12 protein-coding genes are annotated in these 17,483 nt (G+C 40.7%); 8 read left to right on the top strand and 4 right to left on the bottom strand.

Translation table 11 applies throughout. The annotated features are described in order from the left end of the window. Positions 1–20: 20 nt before the first annotated feature. Both ACQ2HE_RS02025 and ACQ2HE_RS02020 read right to left on the bottom strand, forming a co-directional pair. Positions 21–314: a hypothetical protein gene (locus ACQ2HE_RS02025; protein ID WP_430895040.1), complete on the bottom strand. Its 294-nt coding sequence runs from the start codon at positions 312–314 to the stop codon at positions 21–23. A 92-nt stretch (positions 315–406) separates the two neighbouring features. Further along, the gene (locus tag ACQ2HE_RS02020) at positions 407–1,102 is read right to left on the bottom strand and encodes a class I SAM-dependent methyltransferase (protein WP_430895041.1); all 696 of its coding nucleotides are present in this window, start codon (positions 1,100–1,102) and stop codon (positions 407–409) included. A 205-nt stretch (positions 1,103–1,307) separates the two neighbouring features. On the opposite strand from ACQ2HE_RS02020, the gene ACQ2HE_RS02015 reads away from it, so the two are divergent. From ACQ2HE_RS02015 to ACQ2HE_RS02000, 4 genes are all read left to right on the top strand, one after another. After that, positions 1,308–2,525: a M48 family metalloprotease gene (locus ACQ2HE_RS02015; protein ID WP_430895042.1), complete on the top strand. Its 1,218-nt coding sequence runs from the start codon at positions 1,308–1,310 to the stop codon at positions 2,523–2,525. Positions 2,526–2,535: 10 nt separating this feature from the next. After that, a complete protein-coding gene (locus ACQ2HE_RS02010) occupies positions 2,536–7,935 on the top strand; it encodes an AAA domain-containing protein (protein ID WP_430895043.1) in 5,400 nt (1,799 codons plus the stop codon). A gap of 196 nt (positions 7,936–8,131) precedes the next feature. After that, positions 8,132–9,403: a M24 family metallopeptidase gene (locus tag ACQ2HE_RS02005; RefSeq protein WP_430895045.1), complete on the top strand. Its 1,272-nt coding sequence runs from the start codon at positions 8,132–8,134 to the stop codon at positions 9,401–9,403. Between the two features lie 125 nt (positions 9,404–9,528). Further along, a complete protein-coding gene (locus ACQ2HE_RS02000; protein ID WP_430902417.1) occupies positions 9,529–10,542 on the top strand; it encodes a GNAT family N-acetyltransferase in 1,014 nt (337 codons plus the stop codon). 219 nt (positions 10,543–10,761) lie between these two features. Here the strand turns inward: ACQ2HE_RS02000 and ACQ2HE_RS01995 are convergent, their stop codons facing one another. Then, on the bottom strand, positions 10,762–11,688 hold the full coding sequence (locus ACQ2HE_RS01995) for a 3-keto-disaccharide hydrolase (protein WP_430895049.1): 927 nt from the start codon (positions 11,686–11,688) through the stop codon (positions 10,762–10,764). Between the two features lie 6 nt (positions 11,689–11,694). Then, positions 11,695–12,429 carry an SGNH/GDSL hydrolase family protein gene (locus ACQ2HE_RS01990; RefSeq protein ID WP_430895051.1) on the bottom strand — a complete coding sequence of 245 codons (735 nt, stop codon included), beginning with the start codon at positions 12,427–12,429 and terminating at the stop codon, positions 11,695–11,697. 110 nt (positions 12,430–12,539) lie between these two features. Here ACQ2HE_RS01990 and ACQ2HE_RS01985 point away from each other — a divergent pair, with 110 nt between their 5' ends. From ACQ2HE_RS01985 to ACQ2HE_RS01970, 4 genes are all read left to right on the top strand, one after another. After that, the gene (locus ACQ2HE_RS01985; RefSeq protein ID WP_430895053.1) at positions 12,540–13,820 is read left to right on the top strand and encodes an amidohydrolase; all 1,281 of its coding nucleotides are present in this window, start codon (positions 12,540–12,542) and stop codon (positions 13,818–13,820) included. Positions 13,821–13,856: 36 nt separating this feature from the next. Beyond that, positions 13,857–15,137: an amidohydrolase gene (locus ACQ2HE_RS01980; protein ID WP_430895055.1), complete on the top strand. Its 1,281-nt coding sequence runs from the start codon at positions 13,857–13,859 to the stop codon at positions 15,135–15,137. Positions 15,138–15,310: 173 nt separating this feature from the next. After that, positions 15,311–15,967 (top strand): hypothetical protein, encoded by a 657-nt coding sequence (locus ACQ2HE_RS01975; RefSeq protein ID WP_430895057.1) that lies wholly within the window; start codon positions 15,311–15,313, stop codon positions 15,965–15,967. Further along, positions 15,964–17,481 (top strand): LGFP repeat-containing protein, encoded by a 1,518-nt coding sequence (locus ACQ2HE_RS01970; protein ID WP_430895059.1) that lies wholly within the window; start codon positions 15,964–15,966, stop codon positions 17,479–17,481. The genes ACQ2HE_RS01975 and ACQ2HE_RS01970 overlap by 4 nt, the downstream gene beginning before the upstream one ends. The last annotated feature ends 2 nt before the right edge of the window (positions 17,482–17,483 follow it).

The following is a 17,483-nucleotide window of genomic DNA, read 5'->3' as shown; positions in this document are numbered from 1 at the left end:
TAAATTATTATTACCAGATATTAGAAACGAGCCGTTTGAAGAGGAGCTTGCCCATTGTTAAGTACGGTAGCTAATAATATCTGTGGGTTAATGGTTCCCTTTAATTCGTTTTTCACCCAACATTGAATTAAGTTGTTGGTATGTTTTAATTGAAGTCTTCCTTTGAAAAGTGTGGCTCCGGGAGTTTCTATGAATTCGATCAAACCCTTTTTAGACGAGATGTGACAAGCCAGTTTCTCGCTGCCCATCCATACACAAACCTGGAGTTGACGCAAGTGAGGCTTTACTGATATAAGGGGTTTAAGAGTGTTCATAGACGGAATACAATGTACAAAAAATATGCCTTAGATACAAGTACAGTCTTTCCGTTAAAACGGACTTGATTAAAAAGTTCCTTTATATATTCTTATTTGGTCCATTCCCAAAAGTGGTGAAATTGATCAGGGTGCTCGTGTTTGATCAAGGTGAAACCAATTTCTTCAAGCGATTCTTTTATGAAAGTTTTTGTTGCCGGGAAATCGAAATTGGAAATATGATCGTTGATGAGATCCAATCCTTCTTTAGAAAGTTTGTTCCAGGTATTGATACAATTGTTGATATAGTCGTATAAATATTGACTACGAGAAGCCCTGTTTTCTCTAGCCACATCAATTATGATGAATCGACCTTCCTTTTCTAGGTTGTTGTAAATTTTGGTCCAAAGTGCATATTTGGCCTCATCTTGCAGGTGGTGTATGGCAAAAGAGGAGTAAATAATATTGACAGTTTTATCAAGGTATTGCTCGAAGGATTCCATGTTTGCATTGTGCAAATGAAGTCCGTTGCCTATAAAAGCAAACCGTTCTGCGGCAATATTCAAAGCTGGTTGTGCAAGGTCGAGACCAATATAGGCGCTAATATTATAAGGTTTCAAGAGGGAGCAGATGGGTTCCCCATCGCCGCAGCCCAAATCAAGGATTCGGAGTGCATCGGCCTTGGTCGAGAAGTTCTTAAACGAGCTGTTTAGCAATGATCTTAATTCTGTATGATGCATGTAATTTTCTGCTATCAGTAATTGGTAAACAGACCAGCTGTTTTCGAAGATGGTGGTTGAGTTGCTCACGAGAAGCCTGTATTTATTTGATGGGAATGAAGATAGTTTAAAATAAAATAGTTGCCATATAAAGATGAGCGCTTTTCAAGGGATAGAATCGAATCTCAGAATGAAATGATGGACTTTCAAATGATTGGCAAGTGAACAGACTTTTAGACTTCCAGACTTTCGTTCTTTTCGAGAGAATCCATTAATTTACCTGAAAATAGCGATCATGTTTTTGAAGGCCATACCTTATCATGTTCAGGTGCGCGATTATTTTAAAGAACAAGAAGTCAGCTGGGAATTTTTCTCAAAAGCCCAAACGCAGGAGGAGCAGTTGAAGGAGTTCAAATCGGCACTGCTAAAGAATACCTATTTATTTACTGAAGAGGGCGAGCCCATGTTGTTTGCCCAATTGGGAAAAGCAAAGAGTGCATTGGAGCTAGAAGCCTTACCTGTATATATTTACCAAGCACCCTACACAGATGAGTTTAATGCCAGTATTGCTTATTTGGAAAAAGAGGCGCACTTGGTTTTTTCCGGTCCTGTTCTAAAACTACTTTCCGATCAAGAACTACTAGCTGTATTGGCACACGAACTTTCACATATTAAACTCTATACGATGTTGGAAGGGGAGTTAGAAGTGGCAGATAGGATTGTAACGGCAATTGCCAATAACCGTTATTCAAACAACGCACATTACGAAACCGCACGATTGTTTAAATTATTTACTGAGATATTTTGTGATCGAGGAGCGCTATTGGTTACTCAAAATGCCGACGCGGTGGTTGCCTCACTGGTAAAAATCACTACCGGACTAGACAATGTGCACGCCCCTTCCTATCGTCAGCAAACCGAAACCATTCTTAATTCTGAGCAAGGATTGAAATCGGAAGGACTCTCTCATCCCGAAAACTTTATTCGTTGCAAAGCCCTCGATTGGTGGATAGAAGATGAAGCTACTGCAGACAAAAAGATTGCGGAATTATTAGAAAAGCAGACGACTCTCGATCAAATGGACATCTTTAAACAAAAATCACTCAGCGAGCTCACCAAAAAGGTTTTACAGCTTTTTTTAAAGCCAAAATGGTTTCAAAGCGTGAGTGTATTGGCGCAAGCCCGACAATATTTCCCCACTTATCAATCGGATGAAAAAGCGGTGCTTTCAATAGAGCTGGTAGATACAATTAAGGGTTTTGACAAGAGCATTCAACAATACCTTAGTTATGTGCTGCTTGATTTTGTGAGATTGGATCCAAACTTAGAAGAGATTCCGGCCGGTTGGGCCTTTCAGTTTTCTGAGGACCTAGGACTTCAAGAACACTATGAAAAAATTCTAAAGAAAGAATTCAAATGGAGTGAAAAAGCACTTCAGCAAAACAAAAAGAAACAGCTAGCAGCGTACTATCAAGTAAAAGAGGGAGCTGCGGATCAAATTTATGAAGACTAAAATAGTGAAAATGGAATCGCGTGTACAGTTTCAAGAATATATAGAAAGTTGTTTTGAGCAAGGAGCGTTTGCAACCGATGATGTAATTGCTTTTGTGCTTCCTGTGTTTAAAGAGGTGCTTGGCTTTCATGAAGAAGGCAAAGTGGGGCCCTTTCATTTACCTATCAGTTTGTTTGTAAATGAAAATGTGTTGGATATTGACGAGAATCTCGCAATATCAGCAAAGAGCAATTTGTCTGCAATAGAACAATTGTTTAGAAAATACAAAGCCACCCAATTTGAAGTCGCAGACCGAGAAAAGTTTGAATCTGATGACGAAGGCTATGGGTTTAGTGACACGATGGATCTGTATTTGGGTGAGGATGCGGACCTAAAAGATCCCGCATTCATTAAAGGGTATCGTTGTTATGAACTGTTGTTTGATCATCATGATGCTTTAACAGACATATTCTCGCTGGGGTTGATCTTAGCTTCTGTTTCAATGGGCTTGGACCTAAACGATGAGTTCGACCTAAAAGTTTTTGTGAGAAATCGCAAATCGCCTACTTCTGTTCATTCATCAATTCATCCAACTATTGCATCGTTGATTACTGAGATGACAGAATTGGATCGAAGTAAACGAAGCAAGGACTTGTATGAAATCATCCGCAAACTCGAGCACTATCGTGAATATGATGTGGAACGTCAGCTGGATTTAAGTAAGGTGAACGGATGGAAACAACAGCAGGTTCAAACTCGTTCTCAATTCATTCTCACCAAACTACGAAACCGGCTTTTTGATACTAGCAGGAGGAACCGTTTGTTGTATTACAAATCGAACATGCGTTTTGTAAACCTTACGGTTAGTAGCGTACCAATTGTATTGCATTACCAGAGTATAAGACCCGATCTTTTGTTTACTTGGAACGAAGAAATCAGTTCCAAGTTAATTGGAATGAAGGAAATGGTGTTGAACAAATACCTTCGATTTGAAGACCATCCATATATTGCTTCGTCATTGGATAAAATAAGATCGGAAAGCCAAAGAGATGTTCAAGAATATGGATTTAGCCAATTAAAAATGGTAGTTGCATTTTTGAACTGGCATAATTTGAAAGAAGACATAGAAGAGCGAATTCAAAGTCCGCTGCTTTTGGTTTCGGTTGCATTGAAGAAAAATAAAAAGCTTAAAGAGGATCATTACGTACTAGAAGTACTCGATAATACTGCAGAAGTAAACCCCGTATTGGCCAATCAGTTGAGAGATCTTTATGGAATTCAATTACCTGATTTTGTTGATCTCGATGAAATGAAGCTTGAAAGCTTTTATCAACTCATCAAAAAACAAATTGATGGTGCAAATCAAGGGATTCAATTAAAGTACATCGATAAACCCAGAATTCGATTGATTCATTCAGTTGCCCGTCAAACGGTTACCAATTTTAAAAGAAGACTTCGGCCCAAAGGTCAAAGAACCAATAGCTATTTGGATGTTGAGTACAGTTATGACGCTCAACACTATAAGCCCTTGGGATTAGAGCTGTATCGGCAAAGAGTGGAGCCCAATGCAAGTTTCTTACAATACCTAATTGACGATGCCATAAAACTGCAAGCCTCCAATATGGCGGGCGATGCCGTGAAAACAAAAGAGCTGTATGAATTAATGGAAAGCGACAGCAATCCTTATAGTTGGGACTTTGATACCTGCAATATGGTGTTGGGAAATTTCAACTATAAAAAGATGAGTTTGGTGCGCGATTACAATTCTATGGTAGACGAAGGTCGCGTACATGAGGTGTTTGAAGAATTGTTCAGCGAAAAGCCTAAAAAGTATGAATTGGATTCTGTGTCTTTAGACGAACCTGAACATTGGCACCATGTGATAACCGCAGATCCTACTCAAACAAAGGCAATACTGAATAGCAGAACCGGCAAAAGCTATATCATTCAGGGTCCTCCGGGTACGGGTAAAAGCCAAACAATTACCAATTTAATCGCCGATTACCTCGCGTTAGGAAAAACAGTATTGTTTGTATGCGAGAAAAGAGCGGCACTCGATGTTGTGTTTCATCGATTGAAACAAGCAGGACTTGATGAGCTGTGTTGTTATATTCACGACAGTCAGAATGATAAGAAGTCTTTCATAATGGGCTTGAAGGAAACCTATGAAGATTTCAGCACCAAACAGTGGCAGTATGCAGAGATCGTTTCAAAGAGAAATGAAGTGTTAGCGGAGATCAATGAGCATATTGGCTTGTTGAAACATTTTCATTTGAATCATCTTAAAGAGCCTGCAACTATAGGAATGAGCTTGCGCGCTTTTATTGACAGACTCGTGAGCATGCAAGTGCCCAACTTTGCAATGAAAGCAAGCGAAAAAGAACGCTTGCCAGATTATGCTCAGTGGAAAGCCTCAGGAGAAGTGATTAAGAATTTAGCCCAAGCGCTCGAAGATCTGGGTGCAGAGCCCATATTTAGTGAGCATCCTTTTGGCGCAATAAAAACAAAACTCTGGACAGAAGATCGGCCAATTCATTTAATTGAAACTATTGCATCGCAATGTAGAAGCGTGCTGCAACAAATTCAACAAGTTTCTGATAAGGTTGAGTTAGACGCTGTGTTTACTAGCGAGTTTCAAAAGTTGAAAGGATTGGTTCAAGATGCGGTGTTATTGGCGCCGCTGGCTCAAACCGGTCAAATGGATTTGATTGATGCAAATAGTTTTGCTTCTAAGGGGTTCGAAAACGACTATTCCGGATACCAAAAAGCCAAGAAAGATCAACAAGAGGCTTTGGAGCATGCGGCAAATTGGAAGGAAAAATGGAATCGTACTCAGGTTGAAGAAGCGTTGCGCTTAGCAAGCGATAAAGAAGGAAAGCTGTTCAGTTTTTTCAGTGGTGCTTGGCGAAAGTTGAAACAACAAATTCAAGAAACGTATGATTTCAATCAACATACGGTAAAGCCAAGGTTTACCGAAGTTCTTACGCAGCTTAAGGAATGGCACGATAGAACGGCAAAAACAGAAAGCATAAAACAGGGACTAGAACAAAAGTACCGATTATCTCATATCGATACTGCCTATTTAGGAATAGAGCAATTACGAAAAAAGAAGGGCGATCCGGAACTCGATTATTTAATGAATCGAACCGACGGTGAAAAAACTGTTCTCGCCTTAGAAGGTTTGCAACAACAGTTGAACAAGTTAGAGTTGGATTTGCAGCAGTTGTTATTTGAGTTTAAGGAACAACCATTAGCGCAGCTTGGTGATTTGTTGGAAAGCATTGAGATGAATGCTGAATCGGTAATGGAGATGCTTCCCATTTTAAAGCAAGTATCACAATTACCTCAGAATGTACAGTATGCATTGGCTAAAATTCCTTTGGAGCCAACGGCACTAGAGGCGCTTGTGGCATCCTACAGTTATCAGCAGTATTTGCAGGCCGACCGTATGTTTCAAAGTACAGACATGCTGGTAGTAGAGCGTTCGGTTCAAAAACTCAAAGCCGCCTATGAGCAGTTGATGCAATTGAACGCTTTGTATATACGCGCTTCTATTCGAAAGAACTTTCATCACAATATTGAAAAGAGTAATACCGCCATTAGCCAGTTGAATACGGAAGAGCGTCAGTTTAAGAAAGATTACAATGAAGGAAGAAAGCTTTTAGAAAACGAGTTTGGAAAGTCTATGCGCTATAAAAGCATTCGAGAATTGGCTACTAAAGAGAGTGGATTGGTATTGAAAGACCTCAAACCAGTTTGGTTGATGAGTCCTTTAAGTGTGAGTGATAGTCTGCCCCTCGATGAAAAGTTTTTTGATGTAGTAATATTTGATGAAGCCAGCCAAATTACCTTGGAAGAAGGTATTCCTGCATTGTTTAGAAGTCAACAATCGATTATTGTAGGAGACGACAAACAAATGCCGCCTACCAACTTCTTTTCTACAAAGGCGGAAGATCCCGATGATCTTTCCAACACGCTGGCCATGGATGAAGATGAAGTAATATCAGATGATGCTGATAGTTTGTTGGTTCAGGGTGCCAGAAAGCTTCCCTCTTCTATGTTGAGTTGGCATTATAGAAGTCATTATGAAACTTTGATCAGTTACAGTAACCATGCTTTTTATCAAGCGGGATTGTTAACCATACCCGATACGGCGGTTCACCAGAAGGAATTAAAAGAACTAATTGTTGAGGATGCCGCGCAAATAAATACGGATGCTTTGTTTGATAGAAGTATTAGTTATCACTACCTGCCCAAGAGTATTTATGAGAAACGCGCCAATTTGGATGAAGCGAAATACATTGCACATATGGTGAGAGATTTGTTGAAGCGAAAAAGGGAAGAAAGTATTGCAATTGTGGCTTTTAGCCAAGAACAGCAACAAACTATAGAAGATGCGCTTACCGATTTGGCGGCTACCGATCGCGAGTTTGAACAGCTATTAGAAGAAGCCTATGAGAGAACCGAGCAGGATCAATTTGTTGGATTGATTGTGAAGAATCTGGAAAATATTCAAGGTGATGAGCGCGACATCGTTATTATGAGTGTTTGTTATGGCTTTGATGCCAACAAGAGAATGATCATGAATTTCGGTCCTATAAATAAGAAGGGTGGTGAGAAGCGGTTGAATGTGTTGTTTAGTAGAGCAAAGAAGCATATGGCCGTGGTAAGCAGTATTCAGCATCATCATATCACTAATGAATACAATGAGGGTGCGAATTACTTCAAGCGATTCTTACACTACGCAGCATCGGTGAGTAAAGGGGAGCTAGGAATGGCGCGGCAAATTTTGGATGGTTTGGTGTTGAACAAAAAATCTACTCAATCAACTCGATTGTATACAGCGGTTTTAGATCCATTGAAGAAAGCTCTAGAGTTGGCAGGATGGGATGTAGCAACACATGTAGGTCAATCTGACTTTAAAGCAAGTATCGCCATTCGAGAGCCGGGTGCCGATAAATATGTTTTAACGGTGCTGATTGATGATGATTTTCATTATAACAACGAGAATATTGTAGAGCAATATTTTCAGCGTCCGGCCTTGTTAAGGAGTTTTGGTTGGAAGTGTTTGCAAATTTTTGCCAAGGACTGGTTGCAGGATCCTTCGAAGGTGTTGCAGAAAATTGATGAAGCGCTGAAAAATGATTCTAATGAAGAGTTGTCGAAACCGGCGTTATCGGATTTTGTAGTCAAGGTAGCGAAAACAGAAGATGCCTCTACTGAGAACTGGGAACGATATGTTGCAGAAGAAGAGGGCAAATCAAAGTTTTGGGAGGTCAGTTTGCAAGGAACAAAGCTTTTGGTTCGCTTTGGAAAACTAGGATCGAAGGGGCAAACCCAAGTGAAAAATTTCCCGGATGAAGCAACTGCGGTGAGAGAAAAAGATAAATTGGTTCGTGAGAAGGTTAACAAGGGATATCAGAGAACCTAAGAAAATAAAAGTATAGCGAATATAATGGCTGGGGAAAGCAAGGCTGTTTTTGTTCTTGCAAAAGAAGAAGAGCGTTTTGTTGTTTCTATAGAATCACGGGTTGGTTCAACAAGCTACAGAACCATTTGTGTAAATCGTAAAATTGATCAACGAATATCAATAGATGTTCTGTAAATTCCCAGTTCAATTAAAACTTATGAGTTCACGTCGACAATTTCTTGGAATGGCCGCTTTATCTGGCGGCGCTTTGGTAACAGGGTCATCATTTAAGTCTTCAGAAGAATACGATGTTCCTTCTGTAATAGAAAACTTGAAACCTATGACAGATGGGGTAGAGCCCATTACTGTAGAGGAGCGGAAAAAAAGAATTGCACGTGCTCAGGAGTTAATGGAAAAGAATAAGATCGATGGGATCTTTATAGAAGGAACTACCAGCAGTGTTTATTTCACCGGAATGCGCTGGGGTCAAAGCGAGCGCACCTTTGGATTGGTAATTCCCGCGAAAGGAGCCATCGCCTATATCTGTCCGAAGTTTGAAGAGGACCGAGCAAAAGAATTGATCAATCCTGTTTTTGGAGATGATGTGCGTTGTTGGGAAGAACATGAGAGTCCTTATAAGCTGATCGTTGATGTAATTAAAAGCAGAGGTGTTAAATACAAGCGTATTGGTATGGAAGAACGAGTTCGTTTCTTCATTGCTAATGGCGTTCAATTGGCTGCGCCCGATTTTAAAGTGGTAGACGCTACTCCAGTAACAGCAGGATGTAGAATGATCAAGTCGCCAGCAGAATTGGCGCTCATGCAGAAAGCAAATGATGTTACCATTGAAGCATACAAAGCTACTTTTTCATCCATCAAACCAGGCATGAAGCAAGGAGAGCTGAATGCTAATTTGGGAGCGGCTTTCAGAAAGTTGGGTTATAGTGGTGGTGCATTGATTGCAATTGGTAAGTATTCTGCTATGCCGCATGGAAGTATTGTTCCGCAGGTAATTCAGGAAGGAGATATCGTTTTGATTGACGGCGGCACTAGTGTTGAAGGCTATGCATCAGATATTACCAGAACCATCGTTTGTGGTAAACCCACTGCCCGACAAATTGAGGTGTGGAACTTAGAACTGGAAGCGCAAAATGCAGCTTTTAATGCCATAAAAATTGGAGCACCTTGTGAAGTGGTTGATGCCGCAGCTAGGGCCGTTATTGAAAAAGCGGGTTATGGTAAGAACTACGGATTACCCGGATTGCCGCATCGCACAGGGCACGGAATTGGAATGGAGGGCCATGAATGGACCAACTTTGTAAAAGGGAATAAAACGCCAATACAAGCCGGTATGTGCTTCAGCAATGAGCCTACAATTTCGATCCCCGGAGAGTTTGGTATTCGATTGGAAGACTGCTTATATGTTACTCCTTCGGGCCCCAAGTTTTTCACTCAACAAAGCGCTTCTATTGAGCAGCCTTTCGGATAATTAAAATATTTAATATCAATTGTTTAGAGCCGGTTTTTGGGTAAATCCCAACCGGCTCTTAAACATTCTATTGGATATCTAAAAAAATTACGGATATTAATATAACAGACGTATCTTCTGCCCCAATGCTTACATCAGTGCATCAAATATTCGATATGCCTCCCCAAGATCTAGATGACTATCTGGAACGAGGGTGGTTTCGGATGCAGCAAACCATTTTCACAACGCACTCGATACACAAATATGGCCAGCCGTATACTACTTTATGGCTGAGAAATAGATTGACAGACTTTGAAGCGAACAGCACTTTTAAATCTCTGGCGAAACGAAACAAGAACTTTAGAGTTTCCATCATGCCGTTTGAAAAAACCGAGCCCTTTGATGAACTCTACGCAAAGTATCGTGCCCCATTGCCGGAAGATAGAATTGACGATTTGGATCAAGTATTGTTTGGAGATAAAAAAAGGAATCGCTTTAGGAGCTATACTGTTTCCGTTTTTGATGGCGATAAAATGATTGGCGCGGGCGTGTTTGACTTGGGACAAGAATCGGCCGCAGGTATTACATCCTTCTACGATCCCGCCTATGCGAAGTACAGTCTTGGAAAGTATTTGATCTATTTGAAAATGGAGTATTGCAAAAGCATTGGGATGAAATATTTCTATCCCGGATACTTTGTACCCGGATTGCCCGCCTTCGATTACAAGCTCACTATGAATCGAGAAACCCTAGAGTTTTACGATCCTTCAAAAGAGCGTTGGTTAGATATTTCGGAGTACAATCCTTCTTGCGTATTTACAGATGTGATAAAGGCAGCGCTAGATCACTATAAATTCATATTACAAAAAGAGGGATTGATGTCTACTTTGGTTCATTATATACCCTATAGTGCAACTGCCGAAATGTTGGGTATTACACATCACTTGGCCATTCCATATTTTCTTCATTTGCCCGGCCAACACAAATCAGGATCAGATTTAGCCATTACCTATCATCCCTTCAAAAAGGAATACCAATTTTTCCAATGTACGCATTTGGATCCGGAAGACTTTCTTAAGAATGAGTTTCACACCTATTGCTTTACACTTGCAAATTTTGTGAGAGTGAAGAAATTGCAGATGTTTAATCCGGTCAGTTAATTAATAAGTAAGAATTAATAATTAAGAATGGGTACAGATTGAAATGGGAGAATTGTTCTAGTTTTTGGTCTTCTTTTGGGTAGACCTTCGGTCTGAATTGAGCAGGACTTTTGGTAATGCAACTATCTAAAATCGTTATTGACTTCGTTGCAAAAAAAATCGATAGAAACAAACCTTGAGGAGTGTTCCTATCGATCAGATATTAAGAGGAGACGTTTGCTATTTGGCGGGAGTGATTACAATGTTACGGTATTCAATAGGACCATGATCTCCTTGCATCATGATGGGTCCGGGTAAGCCTTCATTGCTATCAATAGCACCACCCGTTATACCTGGAATTTCTTGTTTGTAAATCACCGTTTTTCCATTTGCAACTACTGTAACAATACGACCAACAATAGTAATATCATACGATTGCCATTCTCCGGGTGCTTTTGCAACTTGATAGAGGGGTTTAATAAAGCCATAGATTGCACCTAATTCTCCTACGTTTGGTTCATGCCCTTTTGCATCGTTTACTTGAACTTCATAACGACCTCTCAGATAAACACCACTATTGCTTTCTTCGGGATAGCGGAATTCTATGTGTAACTTGAAATCTGTGAAGGTTTTAGTAGTGCGAATGTTGACTCCCGATTTAGGGCTTTTCAATACGCCCTTCTCTACTGTCCACTGGTTGTTTTTTCCCATAGGTTCCCATCCGGTAAGATCTTTTCCATTAAATAGTTTAATAGGAGCTCCCCAAACCGGTTCTTTAGCGGGAATTAAGTCTGGTGCTCGTTTCGCAACAAACTCCCATTTTTCTCCAATCGGATATAGGATGGTACCTTTTAAACTATCGCCTTCAAAAACGCCTTCCATTACCAGTGGCTTGTTTATGTTTTCCCATTGAGGAGGGATAGAGAAATGAAATTTATTTCCTTCTACAAATATTTCTGAAATTGGACGAGCGCTTCCGCCATCGTGAACGAAATGTCCTACCAGTGTTTTAATTCCTGAATGAGAAATTTCTAACCAAGACGGACGAACACGGTCGCTTGCATAAATAGAAATATCCCAACGCCCTTCAATTTTTCCGTTAGCAAATGTGAATTGACTGGTCACAAAACTTAGGGCGAGCAACAAAACGAACTTTACATTTTTCATATCAGCTTATTTAATAAATGGCAATAATGGTTTAGCGGCTTTTAACCAAGCTCTTGCAATAAGTTCATGACCTGCGGGCATTGGGTGTATGCCGTCCCAAATCCAGTAATTAGCAGCGGCTCTGTTTAACGCTGCATCGAACAAATATTGCAAGGGAATAAAAACAGCCTTGAATTCTTTCGCTAAGTTTTTAACAATAGCAGCCCGCGCAAGGGTAGGTTCTTTCCATCGATCGTATTCTTTCAACACCTGACCTACCGGTAAAATAAAAGGCTCCATCAATATAAGTTTTATTTCCGGAATTTTTACTGTGGTTTCTGCGAGAAGGCTGCGGTAACGTTCTTCAAATTTTGTTATTGGCTCTCCATATCCATTCAGCAATGCATATACATCATTGATTCCGATAAGAACGCTTAGGATTGTTGGTTCAAGGGCGATGGTGTCGTCTTGCCAGCGCTTTTGTAAATCGCCAACGGTGTTCCCGCTGATGCCTCTGTTGAATATTTGAAGAGACTCATTTGGATGGTCGTACCAAAGTTTTGACGAAGCAATGTAAGCATAGCCGTGACCCATTACATGATTCCAGTCGTTGTTTCGGGTTCTGTTTCCATCAGTGATAGAATCTCCTTGGAAGAGAATGCGGTAATTCGCTTTAGTAGAAATTGGATCTGCATTTGGCAATAGGGAAACGGCTGTTCCGGCTAGACTTATGTTTTTGACAAAATCTCTTCTGCTTTGCATGCATCTAAGATACCAACTGTTTTGTTTTCTTCTTTTATTAATTGTTCAAACTACAATTGTAAATTTTACTTCATATAATTCTGTAAATTGAGAACACTAAAACTAATGGAATGAAATACACACTGCTTCCTTTCTTTTTGTTCCTTGCCATTGTTTCTTCTGCTCAAGGTGTTTCCAAAGAACTTCCACAATTGTATAAAAAAGTTGAAGGAAGGATGATTGAATGGAGACGACATTTCCACCAATACCCTGAACTATCCAATCGAGAGTTTAAAACGGGAAAATTCATTGCTGATACATTAACTGCGCTTGGATTGCAAGTAAAATATCCTGTGGCGAAAACAGGTGTGGTGGCGATTTTAAAAGGAGGAAAGCCGGGTCCTGTAATTGGTTTGCGTGCCGATATTGATGCGCTTCCCATTGTTGAAAGAACGCCAGTTCCGTTTGCTTCTAAAGAAACATCAACGTACAATGGACAAAATGTTGGAGTAATGCATGCGTGCGGCCACGATGCACATACGGCCATCTTGTTGGCAACAGCCGCAGTATTGAAACAAATACAATCTGAAGTACCGGGTACCGTGGTCTTCTTTTTTCAGCCGGCAGAAGAAGGTGCACCAACAGGTGAAGAAGGTGGCGCACCGTTGATGATAAAAGAAGGTGCTATGGATGATCCCAAAGTTCAAGCAATGTATGGCTTGCACATGGCTTCAGGAATGCCTGCAGGAATGTTGGCTTATAAACCAGGTGCTGCACAAGCTTCTTCTGATCTTTTCAAAATAAGTGTTCAGGGGAAAGGAAGCCATGGTTCCATGCCTTGGGGAGGAGTTGATCCAATAATGGTTTCCGCAGAAATCATGACCAATATTCAAACCATTGTAAGCCGCCAGTCTAACTTAACAAAAGCACCGGTGGTTATTTCGGTTGGTTCCATTCACAGCGGCGTTCGCTCGAATATCATTCCCGAAACAGCAGAAATGTTGGGCACTATTCGAACGTTGGATCCGCAAATGCGATTGGAGGTTCATGCCAGTTTGAAAAAGATGATACCTGCCATTGCTGAGAGTATGGGTGCGAAAGCCAGCATTGATATTGTAACGCAAACATTGGTTAATTATAATGACCTGGAACTGTCTAAAAAAATTCCTGAATTTTTAAAGCGCGCTGCCGGTGCCGATAAAGTAATTGAAAGTACTTGGACAACAGCAGCGGAGGATTTCTCTTTCTATGGAACAAAAGCGCCGTCTTTCTTTTTTAGTTTGGGCGGATTGGCTCCCGGTAAAACGCCTGATCAAGCCGGCCCACATCATACGCCTGATTTTTATTTAGATGAATCTGGTTTTATTGTAGGCGTAAAAGCCTTTGTTGAAATTGTACTCAGCGGAAAGTAATCCCTACTATTATTAAATAACTGAAATATACTACTCGTGAAAAAATTAGTTGCACTAATTGCATTAGCTGTGTTATCATCAAGCATGTTGAATGCACAAACTCCGGCCAAGCTCACAAAGATCTATCCCGAATTGGAAACCAAACTGATTGAGTGGCGTCGGTATTTACATGCTAATCCGGAACTGAGTTTCGCAGAAATGAATACCGGAAAGCTTATTGCAGACAGTTTGAAGAGTTTCGGACTATCCGTAAAGTATCCGGTGGCAAAAACCGGAGTGATTGCAATATTAAAAGGTGGTAAGCCGGGACCGGTTATTGGAATTCGTGCTGATATTGATGCGCTACCCGTAACTGAACGTGCCCCCATTTCTTTTGCTTCAAAAGTGACAGCCGATTATGCCGGTCAGAAAGTGGGTGTGATGCACGCTTGTGGTCATGATGCTCATACTGCCATTTTGCTGGCAACTGCATATGCCCTTAAGCAAGTACAATCGCAGCTACCGGGAACCGTGGTGTTTTTCTTTCAACCCGCAGAGGAGGGAAATCCAAACGGGGGTCCGGGTGGTGCAGAAACCATGTTGAAAGAAAATGTGATGGATGATCCGAAGATTGATAAGATGTATGCCTTGCACATGAGTGCAGCCCAACCGGTAGGCACCATTGGTTATGCGCAGGGTGCAGCAATGGCTTCAGCCGATATGTTCAAGATTGTTGTGAAAGGCAAAGGCAGTCATGGCTCGATGCCGTGGGGAGGAGTAGATCCTATCATGGTTTCAGCCCAGATCATTCAGAATTTGCAGACAATTGTGAGTCGACAATCAAATCTAACCAAAGCGCCATTGGTAATTTCAGTAGGTTCTTTGCATTCAGGTGTTCGCAGCAATATTATTCCGGAAACGGCGGAGATTGTTGGAAGCTTGAGAGCATTGGATGAACAAATGCGATTGGATGCGCATGCGAGTATGCGCAAAATGGCTAAAGCAATTGCAGAGAGTGCCGGCGCTACAGCTACGGTAGAAATAAACACGTCAACTTTGGTTACAGTGAATGATGTTGATTTGTGTAAGAAAGCAGCTCCTGCATTGGCGCGTGCTGCCGGTGCCGATAATGTAAAAATCATTCCTTGGATTACGGGCTCAGAGGATTTTTCTTATTTCGGACAAAAAGCGCCCGCAATGTTGTTTATGCTAGGGGGACTGCCCAAAGGTAAAAAGCCCGAGGAGGCTGCACCGCACCATACGCCTGATTTTTACTTGGATGAGAGCGGATTTATTGTTGGGGTGAGGGCGTTTGTAGAGTTGGTGTTTAACCAATAGAAGAGTAGAATTTTTAACAAGCTTAAACTATATTTTGTAAGCCGCAGCATAGCTGCGGCTATTTTATTGACTATGATCAATTGTTTTCAATAAGTATTGGGAATCTCTCACCCGATTGAGGGATTGAAAGCGAGTTGTTGATGAATAGTTTTGATACTGAACAATTCGTCGATATGAAATCGGTTCTCGCCTTATTATTTTTTGTCATTTTTGGTGCATGCAACACCCCGTATTATAGCTCTCCTAATAGTATGTTGGGGCAGCCAGCCTCTTTATACTTAATTGATGGTCGACAAATCAATGGTAAGATCGCTGTACGAACCTTTGATGATTACAGTTCAGTAGCACGAATACAATTTTCAGAGGGGGCTACAAATCAATATCGAGATTATTTTATTGAGGATATACAATCGATATACATGAATGGAAGTGTATATCAGGTAAAGCTATTAATTGGGAGTCAGTTTTGGGGTGGCGATGCATTGCGTTTGGTTAAGAGGCTGAGTGCAGAGAACGGCAGAATGGCAATGTTTGAACATGAGAAAATGTTTAAGAATGCAACAACGGGAAAAATGGAGAAGATCACTGAGTTCTTCTTGCAATTGCCCAATAGCCAACGAAGAGAGATATACAATGCGGAAAGCGCCAAATTCACTCCCAATTTTGATGATAAGATGGCTGCTATTGTTGTTGATTGCCCCGAACTCGCTGCAAAAATTAAATCGAAGCATCGCGACTATTTCTACCCATTTCTTGCAAACAATAGTGAATTGAGAAGAAGAACAGTATTGCTTCAAATAATTAATGAGTATAATTCCTGTAAACAATGAAACTAAAGTATCTATTAGTACTAACTTTTCTGTGGCTTTCTAGGCCACTCAATGCACAAGTAGCGGTTCATTTGAACGGTATACACTGTTTTTCAGAAACAGAAGATGGAAGTGGAAGTGACGAAATTTTTATGATCGTCAATTCTTTTTGCGATGGCCAATACAAGGGAACGATGAAGGTTCCGGGAAGGAGCTATATGGGCGGTATAGATGCAGGAGGAACCTATTTTAAAGATGAGATTCCGATGTATCTGGGCTCGAGCGGTTTGATTGTGTTGGATCTGTATTTGTATGAGTGGGACAATGAAGACCCTGATAAGATAAAATTGCGTTTCGAAGGAGCTTACGAGAAATTGTTATCAAAAGGACTCCCGGTTTTGGAAAAGGTTGATGTGCCTGCTAATTCAATCGAAATTCAAAAACTGCCATTTGATAAGTTGAATACCGCTGATCCATTGGCGCCTTTAATTGCTGAAATGTCAAGTAAGAATGACCTTTTTGGAAGATACCGGATTATCATTCAGCCCAGTCTTGCCAATGCCGCTGTAAATCTCCAAGAAGTACTTCCTAAAATAAACAATGATCGTTTTATTGACCAGATACCCTATCATAAGGTTCTTCGAATGAAAAAGGACCAAGGTGACTACGGAGTTTATCTAAGCGTTGATCCACAAACTCCGGGAATAAATCAAATTCCAATGAGAAAGAAATGGGACCAATTCAAGTGGTTAGGAAGTCCAACAAGTATTGGAAGTACTTGGGATTCAGATAATAAAACATATGTAACTGATTTTGTTGAAGCCAAAATGTTCGGATACAATAACGCAGCATACGTTGTACAAGGAGATATTTTAAAAACCTTCATGTCACAAAAAACAGGCAAGCTTTTTAGGTTGGGCTTGCCCATCACTGATGAACGCAATTTAGCCGATTTCAAATTTGTTGGTTCGTCGGCCAATAGTTGGATGGATGCAGGATATGTAAAAATCAGCAAGTTTCAAAAAGGAGTGATAATCTGGAAGCCCGGAAAGACAACGGTTTTATCAAACGAAGAATACGAGAAAGGACCGATTGATTTTAAGAAAGTTGATTCTAAAGAGTTGGTTGGAACTCCTCTTAATCCTAAAGCTACTAATGGAAATTTATCTAATTCGGAAATTGATCAACTGATTCTGAGGAAAGGAAAAGAGGCAAAGCTTGGAGCTATTCATTCCGAAGCTCCGGCGCCAAGACCAACGGCCGGAGTGGGCGGACGCTTTTTACGATTTGAAAAAGGCTGGGTGTATTACAATCCATCGGTGCAACAGGCTTTTGTTGTATCGGGAGTTTTCATGACAGTTTGGGCTGCGGAAGGTTATGAAACAGGATCTCTTGGTTTCCCTCTTTCTGATAACATGAGCGATCAAAATTTTAAAGAATTCAATCAAGTTCAACATTTCGATAAAGCTTCCATTTATGTGGGACCAAACGGAACTAAAATAATTAAAGGAACCATTAATACAAAAGGTAAATAAAC

Origin of the sequence: Endoryza foliicola (genome assembly GCF_050589245.1) — a bacterium.
GTDB classification, from domain to species: Bacteria; Bacteroidota; Bacteroidia; order Chitinophagales; family Chitinophagaceae; genus Endoryza; species Endoryza foliicola.
Note: the sequence above shows the minus strand (reverse complement) of the source record. Positions and strands in the feature narration are given on the sequence as shown.